The sequence below is a fragment of the Achromobacter deleyi genome (assembly GCF_902859705.1).
GTDB classification, from domain to species: Bacteria; Pseudomonadota; Gammaproteobacteria; order Burkholderiales; family Burkholderiaceae_B; genus Achromobacter; species Achromobacter deleyi.
Map to the genome: position 1 here is coordinate 271,517 of NZ_CADIJO010000002.1, position 21,728 is coordinate 293,244.

The 21,728-nt window shown below is 69.4% G+C and carries 18 protein-coding genes; 4 read left to right on the forward strand and 14 right to left on the reverse strand.

The features are described 5' to 3' along the window. Positions 1–15: 15 nt before the first annotated feature. The 10 genes from HV798_RS03715 to HV798_RS03760 all read right to left on the reverse strand — a co-directional run bounded on the left by HV798_RS03715 (position 16) and on the right by HV798_RS03760 (position 12,132). The gene (locus tag HV798_RS03715) at positions 16–1,152 is read right to left on the reverse strand and encodes an acyltransferase family protein (RefSeq protein ID WP_175191312.1); all 1,137 of its coding nucleotides are present in this window, start codon (positions 1,150–1,152) and stop codon (positions 16–18) included. A 9-nt stretch (positions 1,153–1,161) separates the two neighbouring features. Further along, positions 1,162–1,992, reverse strand: coding sequence for a class D beta-lactamase (gene blaOXA / locus HV798_RS03720; protein ID WP_175191311.1), 831 nt, complete (start codon positions 1,990–1,992; stop codon positions 1,162–1,164). A gap of 34 nt (positions 1,993–2,026) precedes the next feature. Further along, a complete protein-coding gene (locus tag HV798_RS03725) occupies positions 2,027–3,727 on the reverse strand; it encodes a M56 family metallopeptidase (protein ID WP_175191310.1) in 1,701 nt (566 codons plus the stop codon). Further along, complete coding sequence (locus tag HV798_RS03730; RefSeq protein ID WP_025139093.1) at positions 3,724–4,113, reverse strand: BlaI/MecI/CopY family transcriptional regulator; 390 nt, start codon at positions 4,111–4,113, stop codon at positions 3,724–3,726. The genes HV798_RS03725 and HV798_RS03730 overlap by 4 nt, the downstream gene beginning before the upstream one ends. A 152-nt stretch (positions 4,114–4,265) precedes the next feature. Next, the gene (locus HV798_RS03735; protein ID WP_025139094.1) at positions 4,266–4,592 is read right to left on the reverse strand and encodes a DMT family transporter; all 327 of its coding nucleotides are present in this window, start codon (positions 4,590–4,592) and stop codon (positions 4,266–4,268) included. A gap of 111 nt (positions 4,593–4,703) precedes the next feature. After that, positions 4,704–5,591, reverse strand: coding sequence for an ABC transporter permease (locus HV798_RS03740; RefSeq protein ID WP_175191309.1), 888 nt, complete (start codon positions 5,589–5,591; stop codon positions 4,704–4,706). A 70-nt stretch (positions 5,592–5,661) separates the two neighbouring features. Beyond that, positions 5,662–6,642 carry an ABC transporter permease gene (locus HV798_RS03745; RefSeq protein ID WP_175191308.1) on the reverse strand — a complete coding sequence of 327 codons (981 nt, stop codon included), beginning with the start codon at positions 6,640–6,642 and terminating at the stop codon, positions 5,662–5,664. Next, the gene (locus HV798_RS03750) at positions 6,639–8,225 is read right to left on the reverse strand and encodes an ABC transporter substrate-binding protein (RefSeq protein WP_175191307.1); all 1,587 of its coding nucleotides are present in this window, start codon (positions 8,223–8,225) and stop codon (positions 6,639–6,641) included. The genes HV798_RS03745 and HV798_RS03750 overlap by 4 nt, the downstream gene beginning before the upstream one ends. A 59-nt stretch (positions 8,226–8,284) precedes the next feature. Then, a complete protein-coding gene (locus tag HV798_RS03755) occupies positions 8,285–9,988 on the reverse strand; it encodes a hydantoinase B/oxoprolinase family protein (protein ID WP_175191306.1) in 1,704 nt (567 codons plus the stop codon). Further along, on the reverse strand, positions 9,985–12,132 hold the full coding sequence (locus tag HV798_RS03760; RefSeq protein WP_175191305.1) for a hydantoinase/oxoprolinase family protein: 2,148 nt from the start codon (positions 12,130–12,132) through the stop codon (positions 9,985–9,987). The genes HV798_RS03755 and HV798_RS03760 overlap by 4 nt, the downstream gene beginning before the upstream one ends. Before the next feature lie 199 nt (positions 12,133–12,331). On the opposite strand from HV798_RS03760, the gene HV798_RS03765 reads away from it, so the two are divergent. After that, positions 12,332–13,969, forward strand: a complete 1,638-nt coding sequence (locus tag HV798_RS03765) for an ABC transporter ATP-binding protein (protein WP_175191304.1) — start codon at positions 12,332–12,334, stop codon at positions 13,967–13,969. Positions 13,970–13,987: 18 nt separating this feature from the next. Here HV798_RS03765 and HV798_RS03770 read toward each other — a convergent pair whose 3' ends face one another. The 4 genes from HV798_RS03770 to HV798_RS03785 all read right to left on the reverse strand — a co-directional run bounded on the left by HV798_RS03770 (position 13,988) and on the right by HV798_RS03785 (position 16,964). Beyond that, a complete protein-coding gene (locus HV798_RS03770; RefSeq protein WP_175191303.1) occupies positions 13,988–14,746 on the reverse strand; it encodes an alpha/beta fold hydrolase in 759 nt (252 codons plus the stop codon). A gap of 177 nt (positions 14,747–14,923) precedes the next feature. Then, positions 14,924–15,679 carry an anti-sigma factor family protein gene (locus tag HV798_RS03775; RefSeq protein ID WP_175191302.1) on the reverse strand — a complete coding sequence of 252 codons (756 nt, stop codon included), beginning with the start codon at positions 15,677–15,679 and terminating at the stop codon, positions 14,924–14,926. Further along, on the reverse strand, positions 15,676–16,194 hold the full coding sequence (locus tag HV798_RS03780; RefSeq protein ID WP_175191301.1) for a sigma-70 family RNA polymerase sigma factor: 519 nt from the start codon (positions 16,192–16,194) through the stop codon (positions 15,676–15,678). The genes HV798_RS03775 and HV798_RS03780 overlap by 4 nt, the downstream gene beginning before the upstream one ends. Positions 16,195–16,271: 77 nt before the next feature. Next, positions 16,272–16,964, reverse strand: coding sequence for a TetR/AcrR family transcriptional regulator (locus tag HV798_RS03785; RefSeq protein WP_175191300.1), 693 nt, complete (start codon positions 16,962–16,964; stop codon positions 16,272–16,274). A 210-nt stretch (positions 16,965–17,174) separates the two neighbouring features. Between HV798_RS03785 and HV798_RS03790 the strand changes: the two genes are divergently transcribed. The 3 genes from HV798_RS03790 to HV798_RS03800 are packed head-to-tail and all read left to right on the forward strand — an operon-like array spanning position 17,175 to position 21,575. Then, positions 17,175–19,331: a TonB-dependent siderophore receptor gene (locus HV798_RS03790; protein WP_175191299.1), complete on the forward strand. Its 2,157-nt coding sequence runs from the start codon at positions 17,175–17,177 to the stop codon at positions 19,329–19,331. 7 nt (positions 19,332–19,338) lie between these two features. Beyond that, positions 19,339–20,451, forward strand: coding sequence for an ABC transporter substrate-binding protein (locus tag HV798_RS03795; protein ID WP_175191298.1), 1,113 nt, complete (start codon positions 19,339–19,341; stop codon positions 20,449–20,451). A 5-nt stretch (positions 20,452–20,456) separates the two neighbouring features. Next, complete coding sequence (locus HV798_RS03800; RefSeq protein WP_175191297.1) at positions 20,457–21,575, forward strand: siderophore-interacting protein; 1,119 nt, start codon at positions 20,457–20,459, stop codon at positions 21,573–21,575. Positions 21,576–21,728 lie beyond the last annotated feature (153 nt).

A 21,728-nucleotide genomic window follows, 5' to 3' on the forward strand; every position in this document is an offset into this window, starting at 1 on the left:
GGTTCGTCATGGCCGTTACGCTTTTGTGCCGGACGTAACGGCGGCCGCGCGCGTCACACCGAAAACCCGGCGCAGCGCCCGGTTCGCCGGGTTGGAATAGCACCCCGCCACGAGGGCGCCGATCAGGCAGGAGGCCGCCAGATAGGCGCACAGCAAGGCCAGTCTGGCATCGCCGGGCGTCAAGGCGGGCGGCCAGGCCGTGCGCAGCAGGCCCAGCACGACCAGATGCAGCAGGTAGATCTCGTAGCAGTCGCGGCCGCAGCGTCCGAGCAGGCGCTGCGCCAAGCCGGTGCGTGGCCGGTCTGTCGCCGGCCGACGCAGCAGCAGCACGGCCGTGCCCAGCGCCATCGCGCTGGCGCCCAGTACATTGCTGGCGCTGATGGGCCAGGCCAGGTAGAAGAGCAGCATGGCGATGCCGACCGCTGCGTGCACGAGCCGCCGTTGCAGGAAGGCGGGCGGATGGCGACGGGCCAGGACCGCGGCAACGCCACCGATGGCGATGGCGTCGAAGCAGGCCAGGTAGCCATACAGATAGGCCTCGCTGCCGTCCTGGTGCGCCAGGCGATAGAGCGGGCCGGCGATGATGAGCGCCGCCGCCAGCACGCTGCGCATCCTCGCGCGGCGCAGCAGCAGGCACGCCAGCGGAAAGAGCAGATAGAAGGCCAGCTCGACCGACAGCGACCACATCACGCCCAGGGCATAGTTGAGCCACCCCTCGCGGATCACCAGCACGTTCATCCAGCCCGTCAGCGCGGCCAGGTTGGTCGTCCACAGCGACACGGCGGCGTCCGCACGGTTGCCAAACAATGCCACGCCCGCCAGCGCCAGGGCGTTCACCACGGCCAGCGTCAGCAACAGCGTGGGCACGATGCGCGCCAGCCGCAGCCCGTAGAAGGGCGCGAGCCGCACGGCGCCCAGGCTGCCCCAGCGGTCCAGCGCGTTGCGCGTGACCAGATACCCCGAGATGACGAAGAACATCGTCACGCCATAGTTGCCGTTGCGCGCAATGGCGTGCAGCAGCGGCCAGCCCAGCAGGCCGGCGAGCAGGGTGTCTTGCATGGGATAGGCGATGTTGAAGTGGTGCAGCAGCACCAGCAGGATCGACATGCCGCGCAGCGTGTCGATGCCGCCATCGCGCGCATCGGTCAGCATGGGCGGGGCCTACTGCTGCGCCGCCGGGGCGGTCAGCGCCGGCCACTGGCTGATCAGTTCGTCGCGCGCCCGCAGGCCGGCGTTGGGCCGGGTGGCCTGTTCGTCCTGGATCAGGCGGGCGAACACGAGCTGGCGGCCATTCTTGCGGGCCCAGCCGACGAACCAGCCGTAGGCGTTGGCGGGCGTGTACACGCCGGCATTGCCAGGCGACCCGGTGCCGGTCTTGCCATAGATGTGCCAGCCGTCGGCGCTGCCGGCTTCGAAGAGGGTGTCGGCCAACTCGTAGGCGGCGGGCTTGACGGGCAGTTGCCGGTTGACGACCTGGCGCAGGAAACCAATCTGCTCCAGCGGCGAGATACGCAGCGACGAGATGATCCAGGCGACTTGCATGCCGTTGTGCTTGCCGGGCTCGCCCGAGACGTCTTCATTGCCGTAGCGGAACGCGGACGTGTACTGCTGGAAGCGCTGCGCGCCCAGGCGCTGGGCGATTTGCTGCGAATACCAGACCACGGAATACGTGATCCAGCGCGCCGGGTCGGTGGGCTGGCGCCAGGCGTCGCCGCCCCAGTCGGGGTAGCCGGGCTGGTAGTCCAGCACGGGCGCGTGCGGGCCTTGCAGGATGCCGGCGTCCGCGCCCATCAGGGCGATGGCAAGCTTGAAGGTCGAGGCCGGCGTGTAACGCGCGCCGCAGGCCTCGGCCGTGCCTTGCTGGAACACGATATTGCCCGTGGCGGCGTCGGCCACGACGGTGCAGAGTTCACGCGCCTGGGTGGGCGCGGCGGCCAGCGCCGTCAGGGAAAAAGCGACGCCCAGGGCGTGGGGCAAGAGTCGAACGGTCATGATCGATGCAGTCATCAGGGAAAAAAGCCAACACTCAGGCGCGCGGCGTGCGCCCGTTGAGCAGAACCAGCGTCAGGTCGCGGTCGTCGATATGCAGGCGCATGGCCAGGCAGCGGCCCGCCTCGGTCGAGGCCCCGGTCTTGGACAGGCGGATGTCCCAGCCCTGCGCGCCGACCAGCGGATTGGTATTGCGGTAGTGCAGCGACGCGCCGGCCGTGGCGACGGTCTCGGCGAGCGCGGTGGTGTCGCGGGCGATCTGCGGATAGGCGGACGCGGCGGCCATGATCTTGCCGATGTCCACGGCGCTGGCGCGGTTGGCGCCCGACAGGCCGGTGGGTTCTTGCAGCGTCGTGTGTTGCAGGTGCAGCGCGGCGGTCTTGCGCTGCACGGCGGCCTGGAACGCGGGTGGACCGCCCGGGTAGCTGCGCGCCAGCGCATGGGCGGCGCGATTGTCGGAAGACATCAGCGCCAGTTTGAGCAGGGTGTCCAGCGTGGTGGCGGTGCCCACCGGCAGGGCGGATGGGGATGCCGCGGTGGCCTGCGCATCCTGTTCGTCGATCACGATGCGGCGGTCCAGGTCGGGCGCGGTGTCCAGCACGACCATGGCGGTCATCAGCTTGGTCAGCGACGCGATGGGCACGGCGTCGTTTTCGGCGCGGCCGAGCAGGGTGGCGCCGGACGCGTCGTCCTGCAGCAGCACGTGCGTGGCGCCGCTGGAGGCGATCAGGGCCTGGATGCCGGGTAGCTGGGCCAGGATGTGGCGGGCTTCGGTGGCCGTGGGCGCTTGAGCGGGCCGGGCCGCTTGCAGTGCGGGCCAGGCGATGAACCCCGCCAGCGCCAGTGTCATTGCCAGGATGGGCCCGGCGGCCGTGCGCCGCGCCGGCAGGCTGGCGGGGGCGGCCAGGCGGCGGATGCGGTCCAGCAGATCGCCGTCACGTGCGCCGGGGGCGACAGCCGCGGGGGGGCGGGGGGCGTCGCTCAACCTATGCAAGGCGCGGGCCAGCGTCAACGGGCTGGGCAGCACCGAGGCGGCCATGGCGTCGGCAATGCGCTCGCGTTCGATGCGCAGGCGCTGCGACAGCCACCACACCGAGGGATGGAAGAACAGCAGGGCCTGGGCGGCATGCTGCAACAGGTTCACCAGGTAATCGTGGCGCCGCACGTGCGCCAATTCATGCGCCAGCAGGGCTTGCAGCAGGTCGGCCGGCATGCCGGTCACCAGCGTAGCGGGCATCAGCACCACGGGCTTGAGCCAGCCAGCGGTGACGGGCGTGGCCAGGTGGTGCGCCACGCGCAGGCTGACGCCGCGTGCCAGGCCCAGGCGGCGCGACAGGTCGGCGGCGCGCGCCTGCCAGACCGGGTCGGCCCAGGCCTGGCTGCGGCGCAATTGGCCGCGCAGCCAGCCGATGCCCAGCAAGACGCGCACCGACCCCAGGAGGCTGCCGATCAGCCAGGCCAGCGCCAGCCACAGCGGCCAGCGGGCGGCGGCCGGCGCGGCAGGGTCCAGGCCCGTCGGCCCCGGCAACGCGCGCCAGGCCGAGGCCACATCGGCCGCCAGCACTGCCACGCAGGCGCACAGGGCGGCGCACAGCAGCGCATAACGCAAGCGATTGTCGCCAGGCCGGGTCAGCGCCAGCAGGCCCGCCGTGGCGGCGTGCAGGCACAGGATCTTCCAGGCCACGGCCGGCAGGCTGCCGCCGATGGCCCAGGCCGTGGCGAGCAGGTACGCGTTCACGGCTTGTCTTTGCGCAGCAGCGCTTCGATTTCGGCGCGGTCTTTCTTGCTGACGTGGCCATCGCGCAGCGCGGCCAGCACCAGCGCCTTGCCCGAGCCGGCGAAGGCGCGGCGGATCAGGTCCTTGACCAGGCCGCCCTGCGTGGCCGCCTGGCTTTGCGCCGCCGCATAGACATGCGAACGCTCGCTTTCGTCGCGCGTCAGCAGGCCTTTGCCGTGCATGAGCTGCATCTGCCGCAGCACGTTGGCGTAGGTCAGGTCGTCACGCTGGGCGGCCATGGCGGCGTGGACCTGCTTGACGGTGGCGGGGCCGGTTTCCCACAGCGCGCGCAGCACGTCGAGTTCGGCGCTGGTGGGCTTGGCGGCGGGCGGAGTCGTGGGGGGCATCGAGGCGGACGTGGACAGAAACGTTGATAGAATTATTTTTCTAGAATAGTTTTTCTAGAAAAAAATGTCTACTTTGATTTTCCGGGGCCTCGCCGCGCTCCTGCCGCGCGCCTGGGAACGGAAACGTCCGGGAGCGGGCGCGCAGACGCCGCTCAGTCCTTGGCCGGTGAAAGCGCCTTCAGGCCGACGATGCCCGAGATGATCAGGACAAAGCACATGACGCGCATGAAGCTGCGGTCTTCGCCCAGGAAGAGCGAACCATAGATGGCGGTGCCGACGGCGCCGATGCCGACCCAGACGGCGTAGGCCGTGCCCACGGGAATGGTGCGCGTGGCCAGTGACAGCAGGTACATGCTGACGCCGATGAAGAAGATGCAGAACAGGCTGGGGCCGAGGCGGGTGAAGCCGTCGGTGCGTGGCATGGCCGCCGCGTAGAAGACTTCCGCGACGCCGGCCAGCGCCAGATAGATCCATCCCATGCCGTTCCCCTTATTGCTCTGCACAAAAAGGGAAATATACCGGAGGGCAATGCGCGGGCGGCGCCAGGCCCATTCGCCCGGACCGCCCGCCAAACGCAGCGTTCATGCGCTTTACCGCGCCAGCCGGGGATTGAAGGCGTCGTTCAGCGCATCGCCCAGCAGGTTCAGCGACAGCACGGTCAGGATGATGGACACGCCCGGCAGCGCGGTCAGGTACCAGGCGGTGCGCAGCATTTCGCGGGCGCTGCCGATCATGCTGCCCCACGACACTGCGTTGGGGTCGCCCATGTTCATGAACGACAAGGCCGATTCCATCAGGATGGCGTTGGCGACCAGCACCGAGGTCGTCACGATGACCGGCGGCAGGGCGTTGGGCAGGATTTCGAGCAGGGCGATGCGGGCGTGGCTGTAGCCCAGGCTGCGCGCGGCCTGCACGAATTCCGATTCGCGCAGGGTGCGGAATTCGGCGCGCACCAGCCGCGCGATCACGGGCCAGGACGCCACGCCGATGGACAGCGCGATCACCGCCACCGACGGCCGGGCGATGGCGACGATGACCACCACGAGCAGGAACGACGGAATGGTCTGCAGCAGCTCGGTGACGCGCATCAGCGCCATGTCGACCCAGCCGCCGAAATAGCCGGCGGCCGCACCGACCGCGATGCCGATGACCAGACTGAGCAGCGCCGCGGTGAAACCCACGGTCAGCGATACTCGCGCGCCGTGCGCCAGGCCGGCGGCCACATCGCGCCCCATGGTGTCGGTGCCCAGCCAGAAGCCGGGGTCCTGTCCGGGCCACAGGATGGGCGGGCCGACCATGTCGAGCGGGTCGTTCGGAAACACCCACGGCGCGGTCACCGCGGCCAGCAGGATCAACAGCAGCAGCACGCCGCCCGCGACGGCGGCGGGGTTGGCGAGCAGGCGGCCCAGCGCGCCGCGGCGGCGCCAGGGCAATCGGGCGGGCGGGGCGCCCAGCGTGGATTCGATAGAAGCGGACATGAGGGAACTCAGGAAAGAAGCGGCGTCGTGTGAGCAGGCATTCGTGGCCCAGGCAAGCAGCAGGCGCCGTTCAGCGCGCGCGGATGCGCGGGTCCAGCACGGTCTGCAGCAGGTCGACCAGGATGTTGGCCACGATGACCAGCAGCGACGACAGCACCAGGATGCCCAGCAGCACGACGTAGTCGCGACCCATGACAGAGTCATAGGCCAGGCGGCCCAGGCCGGGCCAGCTGAAGACGGTCTCGACCACCACCGCGCCGCCCAGCAGCGTGCCGACGTTCAACCCCGCCACGGTGGTGACGGGAATGAGGGCGTTGCGCAGCACATGGCGCAGCGCCACCGCGCGCGGTGTCAGGCCCTTGGCGTGGGCGGTGCGCACGAAGTCCTGGCGGTTGACTTCCAGCATCGAGGCGCGCGTGAGCCGCGCGAAGATGGCGACATAGAAGCTGGCCAGCGCCAGCGTGGGCAGCACCAGGTGGCGCGCCACGTCCAGCGCGTGCGCAAGACCCGTGGCGCCCGAGCCGATGGTGGAGACGCCGCCCGGCGGCAGCCAGCCCAGCTTGACCGACAGCAGGATGATGGCCATCAGGCCCAGCCAGAAGCCGGGCGTGGAATACAGCAGCAGCGCGGCCAGCGACAAGGCCCGGTCCAGCCAGCGGCCGGCAAAGCTGGCCATCAGCGCGCCCAGCGCGATGCCAGCGGCCAGGGCGCAGGCCAGCGCGCTGCCCATCAGCAGCACCGTGTTGCCCAGCCGGCTGAAGATCAGGTCTGACACCGGCAGGTTGTAGCGCGGCGATACCCCCAGGTTCAGCGTGGCCAGGTTGCGCAGGTAGTCGCCCAGCTGCTGCAGCACGGGCTGGTCCAGCCCGAAGTGCGTGCGCAGCGCCGCCATGCTGGCCTCGGTGGCCGAGCCGGACTCGGCCGCGATCACGTCCGCGGCATCGCCCGGCACGGCCTGCAGCAGGAAGAAGCTGAGCAGGACGACGCCGATGACCGTGGGCACGGCCTGCAGCAGCGAGCGTCCCAGGACGCGCAGGGTGCGTGCGCTCATGGTTGCAGGTAGACGTCGGCCAGGTTGGATTCCACGCCGTCGGCGGTCAGCGAATGGTCGTGCACGCGCTGGTTGGCGATGGTGATGAATTCCGGCTGGTACAGGTTCAGGTCGGGCACCTCGCGGGCCACGATCTGCTGGAATTCCTTGAACAGCTGCACGCGGCGGGCCGGGTCGTTTTCGACGGCGGCGGCTTCCAGCAATTCATCCACCTTGGGGTTGTTGTAGTGCGTGCCGTTGGAGAAGGGCACTCCCTTGATGAAGTTCTTTGACCAGTACAGGCGCTGCACGCCCACGGTGGGGTCGAACAGGTTGCTGGCGCCGTTGGTGGTGAACGAGAAGTCGCGGTCGGTGTAGACGCGCTTGATGAAGGCCGACGCATCCTGCGCGCGGACGGTGACGGCAATGCCGACGCGCGCCAGCGTGGTGCGCAGGTAGTCGGCCAGGCGCGGGCCATCGGCGCCGATCGGGTTGTAGTCCAGCGTCACGCGGTACCGCACGCCGTCGGCGCCCTTGGGATAGCCGGCTTCGTCCAGCAGCGCGTTGGCGCGCTTCAGGTCAAAGGGGTAGGGCGTGACGGCCGGGTCGTTGTACGTCTTCAGGCCGGGCGCGATGGGCGAGTACGCCACCTGGCCGACGCCGTAGTTCACGACCTTCAGGATGACGTTGCGGTCGACGGCGTGGGCCACCGCCTGGCGCACTTTCTCGTTCTTGAAGAACGGGTCGTCCAGGTTGAATTCCAGCCGCGTGACGTTGTAGGAATAACTGTTGCCCTTCGTCTCGAAGCGCAGCGTGGGCACGGCCTTCAGGCGCGCCAGGTCGGCCAGCGGCACGGGGGTGCGGTAGCCCAGGTCGGCCGTGCCGGTCTCGAAGGCGATGGCCGCGGCGGCGGGGTCGGCCACCACGCGCACGATCAGGCGGTCGATGTAGGGCTTGGGCTTGTCCCAGTAGTCGGGGTTGCGCTCATACACGATGTGGCTGCCGCGCACCCATTCCTTGAACTTGTAGGGGCCGGTGCCGATCGGCGCGGACGTGGCCGGGTTGGTCAGCGGGTCGGTGCCTTCGTAGATGTGCTTGGGGATGATCGGCGTTTCCGTGGCGACGAAGGCGCGGATCAGGTAGGGCGCAGGCTTGGACAGGCGCAGCACCACGGTGTGGTCGTCGGGCGTTTCGATGGCGGTGACGTTGGCGAAGGTGTTGCGCCCGCGCGGATGGATCTTCTTGAGCAGGTCGATCGAGAAGGCCACGTCGGCCGCGGTGAACGGCTTGCCGTCATGCCATTTCACGCCCTGGCGCAAGGTGAAGGTGTACACCGTGCCGTCGGGGCTGATGGTCCAGGCGGTGGCCAGCTGCGGCTCGGGTTTCAGGTCGTAGTCGTACTTCAGCAGGCCTTCGGTGACCTTGGCGCTGACGCTGAGGATGGGCGTGGCGACGTTGCCCACGGTGACCAGCGCGGTGGGTTCGGACGGCAGCAGCAGCGTCAGCGTGCCGCCGCGGGCGGGTTCGGCGTGGGCGTATGGCGCGGCGGCCAGCAGCAGGCCGGAGAACAGCAGTTTCAGGAAGGGACGGCGGAGCGGTTTCATGGTCGTCGGCAAAGAGGGGGACGCCCGGCGCGCAGGGCGCCGGGCCGGGGTTCAAGGGATCAGGTAGGGGCGACGGGGCGGCCGTAGGCGTCTTCGGCCTGCGCGGCGCTGACCAGGCCGTACTGCACGTCGCGTTGCAGGCGGGCGTCGGCGCGTTCGGCAGGATCGCCCAGCCCGCCGCCGCCGGGGGTATGCACCACCAGGCGTTCGCCGGCCGGAATCAGCTGGCGGCCCTTGGCGCGCAGCACGGCGCCGGACGACAGTTCCAGCCTGCCGCCGGCCCCGGCCTGGCCGCCAAGCGCGCCGCGGGCCGGATGCACCACGCGGTCAAAGGCGGCGGCGATGATCATGCCGGCCTGCGGATCGGCGTGGCGCACCACGATGGTCTGGCCCAGGCCGCCGCGTACCGTGCCCGGGCCGCCGGAATCCTGGCGGTATTCCTTTTGCTCGAATACCAGCGGGTTGGCGCTTTCCAGGATTTCAAGCGACACGTTGCGCACGCCGCTGGGGTAGGACGTGACCGACAGGCCATCCTTGCCGGGCCGCGCGCCGGTGCCGCCTGTGGAAAAGCTGGTGGCATTGAAACGCCGGCCGGCCAAGAGACTCTGCTGCTCCGCCTGCGTGGCGCCGGCCAACGGCTCGCCGCCCACCAGGTGCAGGTTCCACAGCGACGAGGCGCCTTCGGCGGGCACCTGGTCGGCGCGCGCCTGGCGCAGGGCGCCGAACACCACGTCGGGCAGCATCTGCCCGATGATGTGGCGGGCGGTGACCGCGGCGGGAAAGCGCGCGTTCAGAATGGAGCCTTCGGGCGCGGACACTTCCACCAGCGACAGCGAGCCGGCATTGTTGGGCACATCGGCGCCGATCAGGCAGCGGATGCCGAACGAGGTGTAGGCGTCGGTGTAGGCCTTGACCACATTGATGCCGCGCGTGACGCTGGGCGAGGTGCCGTCGAAGTCCACCAGGATCTTGCCGGCCTGCACGGTGACGCTGGCTTGCAGCGTGATGGGGGCGTCGTAGCCGTCGATCACCAGCGTGTTGTGCCAGGTGCCCTGGGGCCATTGCGAGATCGCCTGGCGCATCGCCTGCGCCGATTGCTCGACGATGTAGCCGCCCAGCGCGTCCAGGTCGGCCAGCTGGAATTCCGTCAGCAGCGACTTCAGGCGGCGACCGCCGATGTCGTTGCAGGCCACCAGCGCATACAGGTCGCCTTCGACCTGTTCGGGTTCGCGCACGTTGGCGCGGATGATGGCCAGCACGCCGGGGTCGACCTGGTGCTGGTGAAAGAACCGCAGGATCGGCAGGAACAGGCCTTCGTGGTAGACCTCCAGCCCGTCGGCGCTGCTGCCGATGCCGCCGATGTCGATCACGTGCAGGGTCGAGGCAAACAGCGCCACCAGCGCACCGTCATGGAACACCGGCGACACCATGGTCATGTCGAACAGGTGGCCGGTGCCTTTCCAGGGGTCGTTGGTCAGCAGCACGTCGCCGTCTTTCAACGTGTCGGGCGGGAACACTTTGAGGAAGTGCTTGACCGATTCGGCCATGGCATTGACGTGGCCCGGCGTGCCGGTGACGGCCTGCGCGATCATCCGGCCGTCCGGCAGGAAGACGCCGGCGGACAGGTCGCCGGCCTCGCGCGTGGCGGTGCCGAAGGCCGAGCGGATCAGGACCTGGGCCTGTTCTTCAACGACCGACAAGAGGCGGTTCCAGGCCAGCTGGAAGCGGATGCGTTCCTGGGGCGTGTGTTGTTGCGTACTCATGCTGCGTGTTCCTTTCCAGCGCGCGGCGCCGAGGCCGCCTGGATGTCGTCCAGCACCAGCGAGCCGAGCCGGCTGCGCCGCGCCTCGAAGCCCGCGGGCACAAAGGTGGTGGTCTCGTCTTCGACGACCAGGGCGGGGCCGCTCAGCTTCTGCTCTGCGTCCAGCGCCTGGCGCTCATAGGTGGGCACGTCGGCCCAGCGGTTGTGTTCGAAGTCATACAGAGCGCGCGTGCCGGACGAGCGCGCCGCGGTGGCCGGGCCGCTGGCGATGTGGTCGCGCGGCCGTTCGCGGCGCGCGCCGGCCTGGGCGGCGACCGACCAGCTGACGGTTTCGGGCGCTACGTGCGGCAGGCTGCGGCCATAGAGCTGGGCGTAGCGTTCGGCGAATGTGGCGTCCAGCTGACGGCTGGCGGCGGCGTCGAAGGGGCCTTCCGGCAGGTCGACGGGGATCTCGTGGCCCTGGCCGCTGTAGCGCATGAAGACCACACGCTTGTGGCTCAGCGGCGCATCGGGCGCGGCGCGCCGCACCACGGTGTCCACGCCCGCGGTCAGTTCGTCCAGCAGGCGCTGCACGGCGGCGTGGTCGATCGTGGCCAGGCGTTGATGAAAGCTGCGCACGGCCTGGTAGGCAATGGGCGCCCACAGGAAGCCCACCGCCGAGCCCACGCCGGCCGATTCCGGGATGATGACGCGGCCGATGCCCAGCTTGCGCGCCAGCCGCGCGGCATGCAGCGGCGCCGCGCCGCCAAAGGCGATCAGGGTGTGTTCTTCGGCGGCCTTGCCCAGTTCCGATGCGTGCACGCGGGCGGCGTTGGCCATGTTCTCGGTGACCACGTCGATGATGGCCTGCGCGGCCTGCGGACCGTCCAGGCCGGCGGCCGCGGCCAGGTGGGTCTCGATGGCGTGGCGCGCGCGTTCGGGCTGCAGGCTGACCTTGCCCACGGCGAAGCGGTCGGGCGTCACCGTACCGATCAGGGCGTGCGCATCGGTCACCGTCGGCAGTTCGCCGCCATTGCCGTAGGCGGCCGGGCCGGGCGACGAGCCGGCGCTGTCGGGGCCGACCTGCACCACGCCCAGGTGGTTGACGCGCGCGATCGAGCCGCCGCCCGCGCCGATCTCGACCATCTCGATGACCGGAATGCGGATGGGCAGGCCGGAGCCCTTCAAGTGGCGGTGCACGCGGCCGAATTCGAAGCTGCGGCTCACTTGCGGTTCAAAGTCGTCGATGTAGCAGATCTTGGCGGTGGTGCCGCCCATGTCGAACGACAGCGCGCGGGCGGCGCCGGTCTGCTCGGCAATGTGCTGCGCCAGGATCGCGCCGCCCGCGGGGCCGGATTCGACCAGGCGCACCGGTTCGTCGACCCCGGTCTGCAAGGTGGCGATCGAGCCGCCGGACGTCATCAGGAATGGCTCGCCGCGCAGGCCGCGTTGGCGTGCGGCCTCGTTCAGGCGGCGCAGGTAGCCGGACACCTGCGGCTGCACATAGGCATTGGCGCTGACGGTGGACAGGCGCGGATATTCGCGGATTTCGGCGCACACGTCGGACGACAGCGACACCCACAGCTGCGGCGCGTGTTCGCGCAGCAGCTCGCGGATGCGGCGTTCGTGGTCGGGGTAGGCGTAGCTGTGCAGCAGGCAGACGGCCACGCTTTCGACGCCGGCACGGGTCAGCTCGCCGGCCAGCGCGACCACCTGGGCCTCGTCCAGCGGCGTCAGCACCTGGCCCTGGGCGTCGACGCGTTCGGTGATGCCGTGGCGCCAGGGGCGCGGCACCAGCGGTTCGGGCTTGTCCAGGAAGATGTCGTACTGCGCGAAGCGATCTTCCAGGCCGATCTCGACCAGGTCGCGAAAGCCGGCCGTCGTCAGCAGCGCGGTGCGCGCGCCCTTGCGTTCGATCAGCGCATTGGTGGCCAGCGTGGTGCCCAGGATCAGCAGGCTGACCTGCGGCCAGGACAGCCCTGCCTGGTCCAGCAGCTCTTCGATGCCTTGCAGCACGGCGGTCTCGGGCGCGTCCGGCGTGGTCAGCAGCTTGGCGGACCAGCGGCGGGGTTCTTGTTCAAGGACGATGTCGGTAAACGTGCCGCCGACGTCGACGGCAACGCGAACCGGCGCCGTCGAGGCGGTCTCGGAAGGGGATAGGGACATGGGGGCGGAAAGAGAGAATGCGAAGAGGAAACGCGAGGCGCCCAGAGGCGTCTGGTGTGCAAAACCCTGATCCTAAGCACTCCGCGTGCCGGCTAGAAGGACGTTTTCCGCATGTCGATATGCGGATTCCGAGCGGTGATTTGCTTATCGCCGAACGGTCGTTAGACGCTTGCGGCCCGCGTCTTACCATCGCCGTCTCATGACCGAATTGCTCCGCATCCAGAACCTGACCGTCGACCTGCCGGCGGGCGCCGACCGCCCGCACGCGCTGCACGACCTGTCCCTGTCGGTGAACGCCGGCGAAATCGTCTGCGTGGTCGGCGAAAGCGGGTCGGGCAAGTCGCTGACCGCGGGCGCCATCCTGGGCCTGTTGCCGCAGGGCGTGCGCGCCAGCGGCGGCCAGGTGCTGTGGCAAGGGCAGGACCTGCTGCGCCTGCCGCCCGACGCGTTGCGGCGCCTGCGCGGCCATCGCATCGGCATGATCTTCCAGGAACCGATGACGGCGCTGAACCCCTTGCGCACCATCGGCGACCAGATTGCGGAAGTGTTCCGCACGCATACCCGCCTTGCCGGCGCCGAGATCCGCCGCCGCACGCTGGAGCTGCTGGAATCCGTGCGCCTGCCGGACCCGACGCACGCGCTGGGCGCCTACCCGCATGAATTGTCCGGCGGCCAGCGCCAGCGCGCCATGATTGCCATGGCCTTGGCCCTGGAGCCCGCGCTGCTGATCGCCGATGAACCGACCACCGCGCTGGACGTCACCACGCAGGCGCAGATCCTGCATTTGATTCACGACTTGCAGCGGCGGCGCGGCACCGCGGTGCTGTTCATCACGCACGACTTCGGCGTGGTGGCGGAAATTGCCGACCGCGTTGCCGTCATGCAGCGCGGCGTGCTGGTGGAAAGCGGCGCGGCCGACGAGGTGCTCGAACGCCCGCGCCACCCCTACACCCGCGCACTGATCGCCGCCGTGCCGCCGCTGGCGCCCGCCGCCAGCCGGCAAGCCGTGGCGGCGGACGCACCCAACATCCTGACCACCCAGGCGTTGTCCAAGACCTATCGCAAGCGCGGCTGGTTCGGCCAGCCGGGCCGCGTCACGCATGCGTTGGACGACGTGACGCTGGCGCTGCGCGAAGGCAGCACGCTGGGCATCGTCGGTGAAAGCGGTTCGGGCAAGTCGACCCTGGCGCGCACCCTGCTGGGCTTGCTGGCGCCCGATGCCGGCGCCATCACGCTGGCCGGCGACACCGTGACGTTCAAAGGCAGCCGCGCGCGGCGCGAGCATGCGCGGCGCGTGCAGATGGTGTTTCAGGACCCCTATGGGTCATTGAACCCGCGTCAGCGCGTGGGCGAGATCGTGGCGCGCGGCCCCATCGTGCACGGCATGCCGCGGCGCGAGGCCTGGGCCCAGGCGCGCGAATTGTTCGAGCTGGTGGGGCTGTCGCCGGACGCCCTGCGCCGCTACCCACATGAATTTTCCGGCGGCCAGCGCCAACGTGTCGGACTGGCCCGCGCGCTGGCGATGCGGCCGCGGGTGCTGATCGCCGACGAACCGGTATCGGCGCTGGATGTGTCGGTGCAGGCCCAGGTGCTGGCCCTGCTGGCGCGCCTGCGCGAACAACTGGGCCTGTCCATCGTCTTCATCACCCACGACCTGCGCGTGGCCGCGCAGGTGTGCGACCACATCGCCGTCATGAAGAACGGCCAGGTGGTCGAACAAGGGCCGTGCGCGGAGGTCTTCGCGGCCCCCGCGCATCCCTACACCCGTGCGTTGCTGGCCGCGGTACCGGGGCGCCGGTGGGATCCGGACGCGGCGGCCGCGCGGCAGGCGGCTTGATCCGTCGCGTGGTCGCGTTCAGCCCGGTCGGCCGGTGGCTTGCAGGATCAGTCGGGTGATTTCGTCCGGGTGCGACAGCAGCGACAGGTGACCCGACGCCAGTTCGATGGTGTGGGCGTTCATGCGCTTGGCCAGGAAACGTTCCAGTTCCGGCGAGGTGGTGCGGTCGTTGGTGGACACGGCGTACCAGGTGGGCTTGTGGCGCCAGGCGGCTTCGGTGGTGCGGGACGCGAACAGCGTGTCCGAGATGCGGCCTTGTTCGGCATACAGCACGCGCGCCTTGACCGGGTCGATGTCGCCGGCAAAGTCGTGCAAGAAGGCCGGCTCGCTCAGTTGCGCGAAACCGCCGGCTTTCACCAGGCCGGCACTGGCGGGCGGGGTGGGGAAACGGGCAGCCAGCGCGCCGTAGTCTTCACCGGCGTCCGGCGCGCGGGCGGCCACGTACACCAGGCCCGCGACCTTGGGGTCGTTGCCGGCCTGGCTGATCACCGTGCCGGCCCACGAATGGCCCACCAGGATCGTCGGGCCGTCTTGCAAGGCGATGGCGCGCTGGGTAGCGGCGGCATCGTCGGCCAGCGAGGTCAGCGGATTCTGTACCGACGTCACGTGCAGGCCGGCCTTCTGCAGGCGTTCGATCACTTCAGACCAGCTCGACCCGTCGGCGTAGGCGCCGTGCACCAGCACGACATTGTTGATGGGGGCAGCCACGGCGCCGTGGGCCAGACCCAGCGTCGCCAGCGCGAGTGCGGCGGTGGTCAGGGCGTGTTTGATCTTCATGCGGATTCCTTCGGTTTCAAGAGAGGGGCAGGCCAGCGACGCCTGGCGATGTGCCGCAAGATGTCTGCCTGTCCGCGGTAAGACGAACGGGCGGCGGGCTTATTCCCGGTTCTTGAAAAAAAGCGGCCGGGCATGACCCGGCCGCGTAGGCATTCCTTATTCAAACGTGTCCCTGATTCAAACGTCCGGCGCCACCGCCTGCTGCACGGCGCGCGCTGCGGGCGTGTCGCTGGGGCTGACCACGCCATAGAAATAACGCCCCTGTTTCCAGTACTGCGCCAGCAGGTCGCCGTCGCGTCGCTTGCCGTCGCCGAAGTTGACGACGCCTCCGGGCGGGCGCACGTAATACAGCACGGTTTCGCCGGCGGCGTTCTGGTACAGCACCATCGCGGCCGGCCCGTATTCGGATGACATCAGGCGGCCGCCCACCGGCTGGAAACCGAAGGCATTGAAATCAGGCAAGGGCGCGGGCTGCACGAAGTGCCGGTTCAGCCAGTCCTGCAGTTCGGCCGGTTGGGTCGAGCGAAAGTCCACCATCGATGCGGTCGCATCCGATGAGGCGAACATCCGGTAGGCCTGCACCGCATCGGCCATCGGCAGGTAGCTGCTGCGGATGGCGGCATCGCGCACCTGCCAGCCGCCCAGGCCGCCCAGCCCCAGTGTCAGCACCAGCGTGGCGGCCAGCGCCAGGTAGCGGCGCGAACGGGCGTGCAGGGTATGGCGGATCTGCGCCGGGTCCAGGCGCGGCGGCGGGGCGTAGCGGCTCAGGTCGGCGTGCTGCTGGCGCAGGCGCTCGGTCTGCGCCCGAATGTCGTCCACCTGGCGGGCCGCGTCGGGGTGGCTGGCCAGATAGCGTTCCACGTCGCGGCGGCGGTCGGCATCCAGTTGGCCGTCGGCATAGGCGTGCAGGTCTTGTTCGGTGGGCGTGGTCATTTCATCAATCGCAGGGCGGGCTTGCTGGGGGCATGGCCTTCGGACAGGTCGCGCAACGCCTTGCGGGCGCGCGACAGCCGGGACATGACGGTGCCAATGGGAATGTCGAGCACGTCGGCGGCTTCCTGGTAGCCCAGGCCTTCCACCGACACCAGCAGCAACAGGCTTTGCTGGTCGGCAGACAGGCGGGCCAGGTCGCCCAGGGCGGCGCGAGCGATGGCGACATCTTCGGCTGACGGGGCCAGCGGTTCGGGCGCACCGCTGAAGAAATCCAGGATGCGCGCATATCGTTTGCTGCGCCGCTGGCTATCCAGGAAACATCGGTACAGGATGGAAAACAGCCAGGCGCGCAGGTCGCCGTCGGCGCGGCGGCCGGCCGCGCGGGACAGCGCGCGTTCCATGCAGGCCTGCACCAGGTCGTCGGCATTGGCCAGGTCGTGGGTGAGCGACAGCGCAAAGCGGCGCAGCCGGGGCAGCACCTCGCGCAGGTCGTCGTCGGTAAAGCCGCCAGTCATGGGAAAACAAGCCTTTCAAAGGTCTCGAGTTGCCGTAAGACGACTGGCCGAAGGTTTTATTCCCGGCCGTGGGCGGATTATTGCATCTGGGCCGCGCCCCGCATGAACAGCGCCCACGCCTGCTCGAAATACGCCTCTTGCTCGGCGGCGCCGGCAAAGCGGGTCTCGCCCAGCATGGTCGCCACCAGCGGCTTGATCGACGTGGCGTACAGCAGTTGTTCGGCGATGAACAAGGCATCGCCTGCGCGCAACGCATGGGCGGCCTGCGCCGCTTCGACCAGGCCGGCCAGGCGGCGCATGAAGGGGTCTTCGGCGGTGGGGGTGGGCGTCACGCCCTTGGCCTGCACCGCTTCGCCCAGCGCCACGCGGTTCAGCGCCACCAGTTGCGGCCGCAGGTTCACGCCCAGCAGGGCGCGCGCATAGCGGCGCAGCCGTTCCTCGGGCGGGCCGTCGGCGGCCATACAGGCTTCCAGCTCGGCCACGATTTCACCGCGAAAGCGTTCCATCATGGCGGTGAACAGCGCGCTCTTGGACGCATAGCGGCGGTAGATGGTGTCCTTGCCGGCCTGGCAGGCATCGGCCACCTGTTCCATCGAGGTGGCCGCATAGCCTTGCGCGGCGAACAGGCCTGCCGCCACGTCCAGGATGCGCCGTTCCAGCTGGGCCGCCGCTTCCTTGGTGGGCCGGCCGCCTTGCGCCTTTTTGCGGGGCGGCGCGGCCTGGGGCTGCGGGGCGGCGGTCGGGGTCGCGCGGGCGGGTTTCGGGGGCATCCAGTCGGTCCGGGGTGGGGTGTCGTCGATGGCGGCATTGTCCCGCAGGAACGCCGGGGGTGCAAATAACCATACGGACAAATCCCGTTATCACCCAGGTTCTATCTTCGTCAAGCGGATTATTTTCGATCCGATAACTGGACGATAACGTCCCGTTTATGGGATTATGATTGCAATTGAGATTTCTTTTCATTTGCAACAGGTGTTGAAATGGCGATTGATGTCCGGGAAGCCGTGATCCTCGGCACGGTGTCGGGCTTGCTGGCGGCGGCGGGGGCCGCCCAGGCGCAGGAACAGGCGGTGCAGCAACTCAGTCCGGTGGTGGTGCGCGGCGTGGCGCTCGACCCGGTCGACACGGGCGACCGGGTCTGGCTGCCGGTCAACACGTCGGCCACCAAGACCGGCACGCCGGTGCTGGAAACCGCGCAGTCGGTCAGCACCGTCACGCGCAAGCAGCTCGACGAGCAAGCGCCGCAGACCGTCAGCGAAGCCCTGCGCTACACGGCCGGCGTGCTGTCCGACCGCGACAGCAACACACGCTACGACTCGGTCTTTTTGCGTGGCTTCGGCGCGTTCGGCACCGCCACCAATTACGTCAGCTTTCTGGATGGCCTGAAGCTGCCGCGTGGCCAGGCCTTTGCGCAGACGTCGATCGATCCCTATCTGCTGGACCGCATCGACGTGCTCAAGGGGCCGTCGGCGCTGCTGTACGGCCAGATCAGCCCGGGCGGCCTGGTGAACCAGGTCAGCCGCCGGCCGTCCGACCAGGCCTCGCACGAGATCCTGCTCGAAGGCGGGTCGGAAGGCCGGGCCCAGGCCGGCTTCAGCTCGGCCGGCGCGCTGAATGCGGACGGCACGCTGCAATACAGCGTGGCCGCCATCGGCCGCCGCGCCGACAGCCGCTACAGCGGCGTGAAGGAAGGCCGCGTCGGCGTGGCGCCGTCGATCACCTGGCAGCCGAACGGCGACACGACGTTCACCCTGTCGGCCTACTACCAGAAGGACCCGGACGGCGGCTATTTCAATTCGCTGTATCCGACATTCCTGGCGCCGTCGCAGTACAAGGACGACCTGGGCCGCAAGCTGAACATCGGCGATCCGGACTTCGACGCCTTCAAGCGCGAACAGCACGGCATCGGCTACCAGCTCGAACACCGCGCCAGTTCGACGCTGACGCTGCGTTCGCGCCTGCGCTATTCCGACGTGGATGTGGATTTCCGCTCGCTGCAGATGGCCGCGCCCATGACGGCCGACGGCATCATCGCGCGCCAGGCGCTGCGGTCCATCGAACATGTGCAAGGCGTGTCGATGGACAACCAGGCGCAGTTCGACTTCGCCACGGGCGCCGTGCAGCACACGCTGCTGACCGGCCTGGACTACCAATACACGCGCAGCGACTGGCGCTACAACTGGGGCCCGGCGCCGTCCTTGAACGTTGCCAACCCGCAGTACGGCGTGCCCATCGGCGCGCTGACCACCATCATCGACAGCGGCCAGACGCTGCGCCAGACCGGCGCCTATGTGCAGGACCAGCTGCGCTTCGGTGGTTTCCGCGCCACGCTGGGCGTGCGCCACGACTGGACCGAGCAGGACACCGACAACCGCCTGGCCAAGACGTCCACCGACCAATCCAGCGAGGCCACCAGCTACCGTGCGGGCCTGTTGTACCTGTTCGACAACGGCCTGGCGCCGTACGTCAGCTATGCCACCTCGTTCGAGCCCAACGTGGGCGTGGATGCCAACGGCGCGCCGTTCGTGCCGAGCAAGGCGCGGCAATACGAGGTCGGGCTGAAATACCAGCCCACCGGCGTGGACGCGCTGTTCACCGTGTCGGCGTTCGACATCAGGCAAACCGATGCCCTGGTGCCGGATCGTTTCGGCTTCAACACGCAGGAAGGCCGCATCCGCTCGAAGGGCCTGGAATTCGAGGCGCGCGGCCAGGTCACGAACAACCTGGAACTGATCGCGGCGCTGACGCTGCTGGACACCAAGGTGACGCAGGCCGCGGTGGCCGGGAACAACGGCAAACGGCCGCAGGCGGTGCCGGACTATTTCGGTTCGGTCTGGGCCAACTACCGCTTCGGCAGCGGCGTGCTGGAAGGGCTGAAGGCCGGCGCTGGCGTGCGTGTGGTGGGCAGCAGCTACGCCGACAACGCCAACAAGGTCAAGGCCGATGGCTACACGCTGATCGACGCCGCGCTGCGCTACGACTTCGGCGCCACCATCCCCAGCCTGAAGGGGCTGGAAGGCCGCTTGAACGTGAACAACGTGTTCGACAAGACCTACTACAGCAGCTGCAGTTCCGACTATTTCTGCCAATACGGCAACGGCCGCCAGATCGTGGCGGGCCTGCGCTACCGCTGGTGAGGACGGCATGATCGACAGGCGCCAATTCTGCGGGGGGCTGTTGCTGGCCGGGCTGGGCGCGGGGCGCCTGGCCGTGGCAGGCCCGCCGCGCACGATCACCGACCTGGCGGGCCGCACGGTCACGCTGGCCGGCACGCCCCGGCGCATCATCCTGCTGGAAGCGCGCGACCTCTTCACCATGGGGCTGTTGCAGGCGGACCCGGCCGCCAGCGTGGTGGGCTGGGCCGCCGTGGACCGCATCGACAGCAGCGGCCTGCAGGCGCAGTTCGAGCGCGGCCGGCGCATTCCCGTGGTGGGCAAGCAGGCGCCCACCACGATCTCGCTGGAAGGCATCGTCAACCTGGCGCCCGACCTGGTGGTGGCCAGCGCCTTCATGGCGCCGCCGGGGCAAGGCGGCCTGGTGGACCGCCTGGCGGGCCTGGGCATTCCCGTGGTGTTCAGCGACGTGGCCAGCAACGCCGATGCGCCGCAGGCCGGCCCCATCGACACCCTGCGCCGCCATGTGCGCCTGTGGGGCGAGATCCTGGACGCGCGCGACCGCGCGGCCGCCTACCTGGCGTTTGTCGACGCGCACCTGGCCGAGGTCGCACGCCGGCTGGCCGGCGCGGCGCCCGTCACGACCTACCTGGAGGTGCAGTCCACGGTGGACGATTGCTGCTGGGCCGCGGGCAAGCAGGTGTGGGGCGAACTGCTGGCGCTGGCAGGCGGCCAGCCCTTGCCGGGCGTGACCGCGCCGTGGTTCCAGAAGCTGCAGCGGGAATACCTGCTGGCCACGCCGCATGATGTGTATATCGCCTCGGGCGGCGGCTGGGCGTCGGGCGGGCGGCCGGCCATCGGCCCGGGCCTGGACCCGGCGCAGGGCCGCGAAGGCCTGCGCCGGCTGGTGGCGCGACCGGGCTTTGCCGACCTGGCCAGTACCCGCCATGGCCGGGTGCACGGCATCTGGACCGGCCTGATCAGCATGGCGCCGCTCAACATCCTGTTCGTGGAAATCGCGGCCAAGTGGCTGCATCCCGACCGCTTTGCCGACCTGGACCCGGCCCAGACCCTGGCCGAGATCAACCGGCGCTTCCTGGCCGCGCCGCTTGGCGGGCCGCTGTGGGTCTCTCTTGTGGAGTGAATCGCTTGTCCCCTGACCAAGACCGGCCCTGTACGGCCTCGGCCCGCATCGCGTTCGCGGCGCTGGCCGATTATCTCGACCCCATCCTGGCCTCGATCGCCACGCACGACATGACGGTGACGCCGGACGGCGACGCGTACCGGGTCACGGCCGCCTTCGGCCAGGCCACGTTGCGGGCGCTACCGGGCGAACTGCTGATCCAGGTGCAGACCCGCGACCGCCAGGCGCTGAACCGCATGAAGCATGCCCTGGCCGGCCCCATCGGCTTCATCGCCGCGCGTGAACGGCTGCACATCGAATGGACCGGCGACACGGGCGGCCTGGCGCCGCTGGCGGATTTGCGGGTGGTGCGCGTGGCCGCCGTGCAAGCGTTGACGCCGCACCTGCGCCGCATCGTGTTCCGGGGCGACGACCTGGCCCACCTGGACCGAGCCGACCAACTGCATTGCCGCCTGATCTTCGCGCCCAGGGGCGACGCGGCGCCCGTCTGGCCCATGCTGGACGATGCCGGCCGCGTGGTCTGGCCCGGCGGCAAGATGGCGACGCGGGTCTACACCCTGCGCGCCGTCGACGTGGCGCAGGGCACGCTGACCATCGATTTTGCGCTGCACCAGGACGCCGGCCCGGCGACCCGATGGGCGCAGGCCGCCACTCCCGGCGACCAGGTGGGCCTGGTGGGCCCGGCGGCGGGGGGGCCGAAACCGGCGCCGTTCCGGGTGTTCGTGGGCGACGAAACCGCGCTGCCGGGCATTGCCCGCATCCTGGAAACGCTGCCGGCCGATGCCCGCGGCCACGCCTGTATCGAAGTGCGCGACGCGGCCGAAGAACTGCCGTTGCAAAAGCCGCCTGGCGTCCAGCTGCACTGGCTGCATCGCGGCCCGGCCCCCGCCGGCACCACCCCACTGCTGCCGGATGCGCTGCGCGCGCTGCCCTGGCCGGCGGACCCGGGTGACGTTTTCGTCTGGGGCGGGTGCGAGCACAAGGCGTTTCGGGCGATCCACCACTACCTGAAGCACGAGATCGGCCTGGCGCCCGGGCAGCAGGTGCTGTATTCCCACTGGCACCGCCGGCTGAGCGAAGAACAGATCATCGAGATCGGTGCCGAGGCGTATCTGCCGGAGTAGGGGCGGGACGCTTGCCGGACCGGCCGCCGTCGAGCGCCCGGGCGGCAATCGGGGCGGGACACATCAAGAAAGCCATATCGGCCGATGCCGCGCTCCAGCGCGCCATCGGCCGAAGGCTTTTCCGGCATGGAACTGATTCGGGCTTCGTGTTAC

Coding starts and splice junctions, on each gene's coding strand:
- HV798_RS03795 (WP_175191298.1), top strand. CDS start 19,339: ATGATCGACAGGCGCCAATTCTGCGGGGGGCTGTTGCTGGCCGGGCTG.
- HV798_RS03750 (WP_175191307.1), bottom strand. CDS start 8,225: ATGAAACCGCTCCGCCGTCCCTTCCTGAAACTGCTGTTCTCCGGCCTG.
- HV798_RS03775 (WP_175191302.1), bottom strand. CDS start 15,679: ATGACCACGCCCACCGAACAAGACCTGCACGCCTATGCCGACGGCCAA.
- HV798_RS03765 (WP_175191304.1), top strand. CDS start 12,332: ATGACCGAATTGCTCCGCATCCAGAACCTGACCGTCGACCTGCCGGCG.
- HV798_RS03730 (WP_025139093.1), bottom strand. CDS start 4,113: ATGCCCCCCACGACTCCGCCCGCCGCCAAGCCCACCAGCGCCGAACTC.
- HV798_RS03785 (WP_175191300.1), bottom strand. CDS start 16,964: ATGCCCCCGAAACCCGCCCGCGCGACCCCGACCGCCGCCCCGCAGCCC.
- HV798_RS03715 (WP_175191312.1), bottom strand. CDS start 1,152: ATGCTGACCGATGCGCGCGATGGCGGCATCGACACGCTGCGCGGCATG.
- HV798_RS03790 (WP_175191299.1), top strand. CDS start 17,175: ATGGCGATTGATGTCCGGGAAGCCGTGATCCTCGGCACGGTGTCGGGC.
- HV798_RS03770 (WP_175191303.1), bottom strand. CDS start 14,746: ATGAAGATCAAACACGCCCTGACCACCGCCGCACTCGCGCTGGCGACG.
- HV798_RS03745 (WP_175191308.1), bottom strand. CDS start 6,642: ATGAGCGCACGCACCCTGCGCGTCCTGGGACGCTCGCTGCTGCAGGCC.
- HV798_RS03735 (WP_025139094.1), bottom strand. CDS start 4,592: ATGGGATGGATCTATCTGGCGCTGGCCGGCGTCGCGGAAGTCTTCTAC.
- HV798_RS03755 (WP_175191306.1), bottom strand. CDS start 9,988: ATGAGTACGCAACAACACACGCCCCAGGAACGCATCCGCTTCCAGCTG.
- blaOXA (WP_175191311.1), bottom strand. CDS start 1,992: ATGACCGTTCGACTCTTGCCCCACGCCCTGGGCGTCGCTTTTTCCCTG.
- HV798_RS03760 (WP_175191305.1), bottom strand. CDS start 12,132: ATGTCCCTATCCCCTTCCGAGACCGCCTCGACGGCGCCGGTTCGCGTT.
- HV798_RS03740 (WP_175191309.1), bottom strand. CDS start 5,591: ATGTCCGCTTCTATCGAATCCACGCTGGGCGCCCCGCCCGCCCGATTG.
- HV798_RS03780 (WP_175191301.1), bottom strand. CDS start 16,194: ATGACTGGCGGCTTTACCGACGACGACCTGCGCGAGGTGCTGCCCCGG.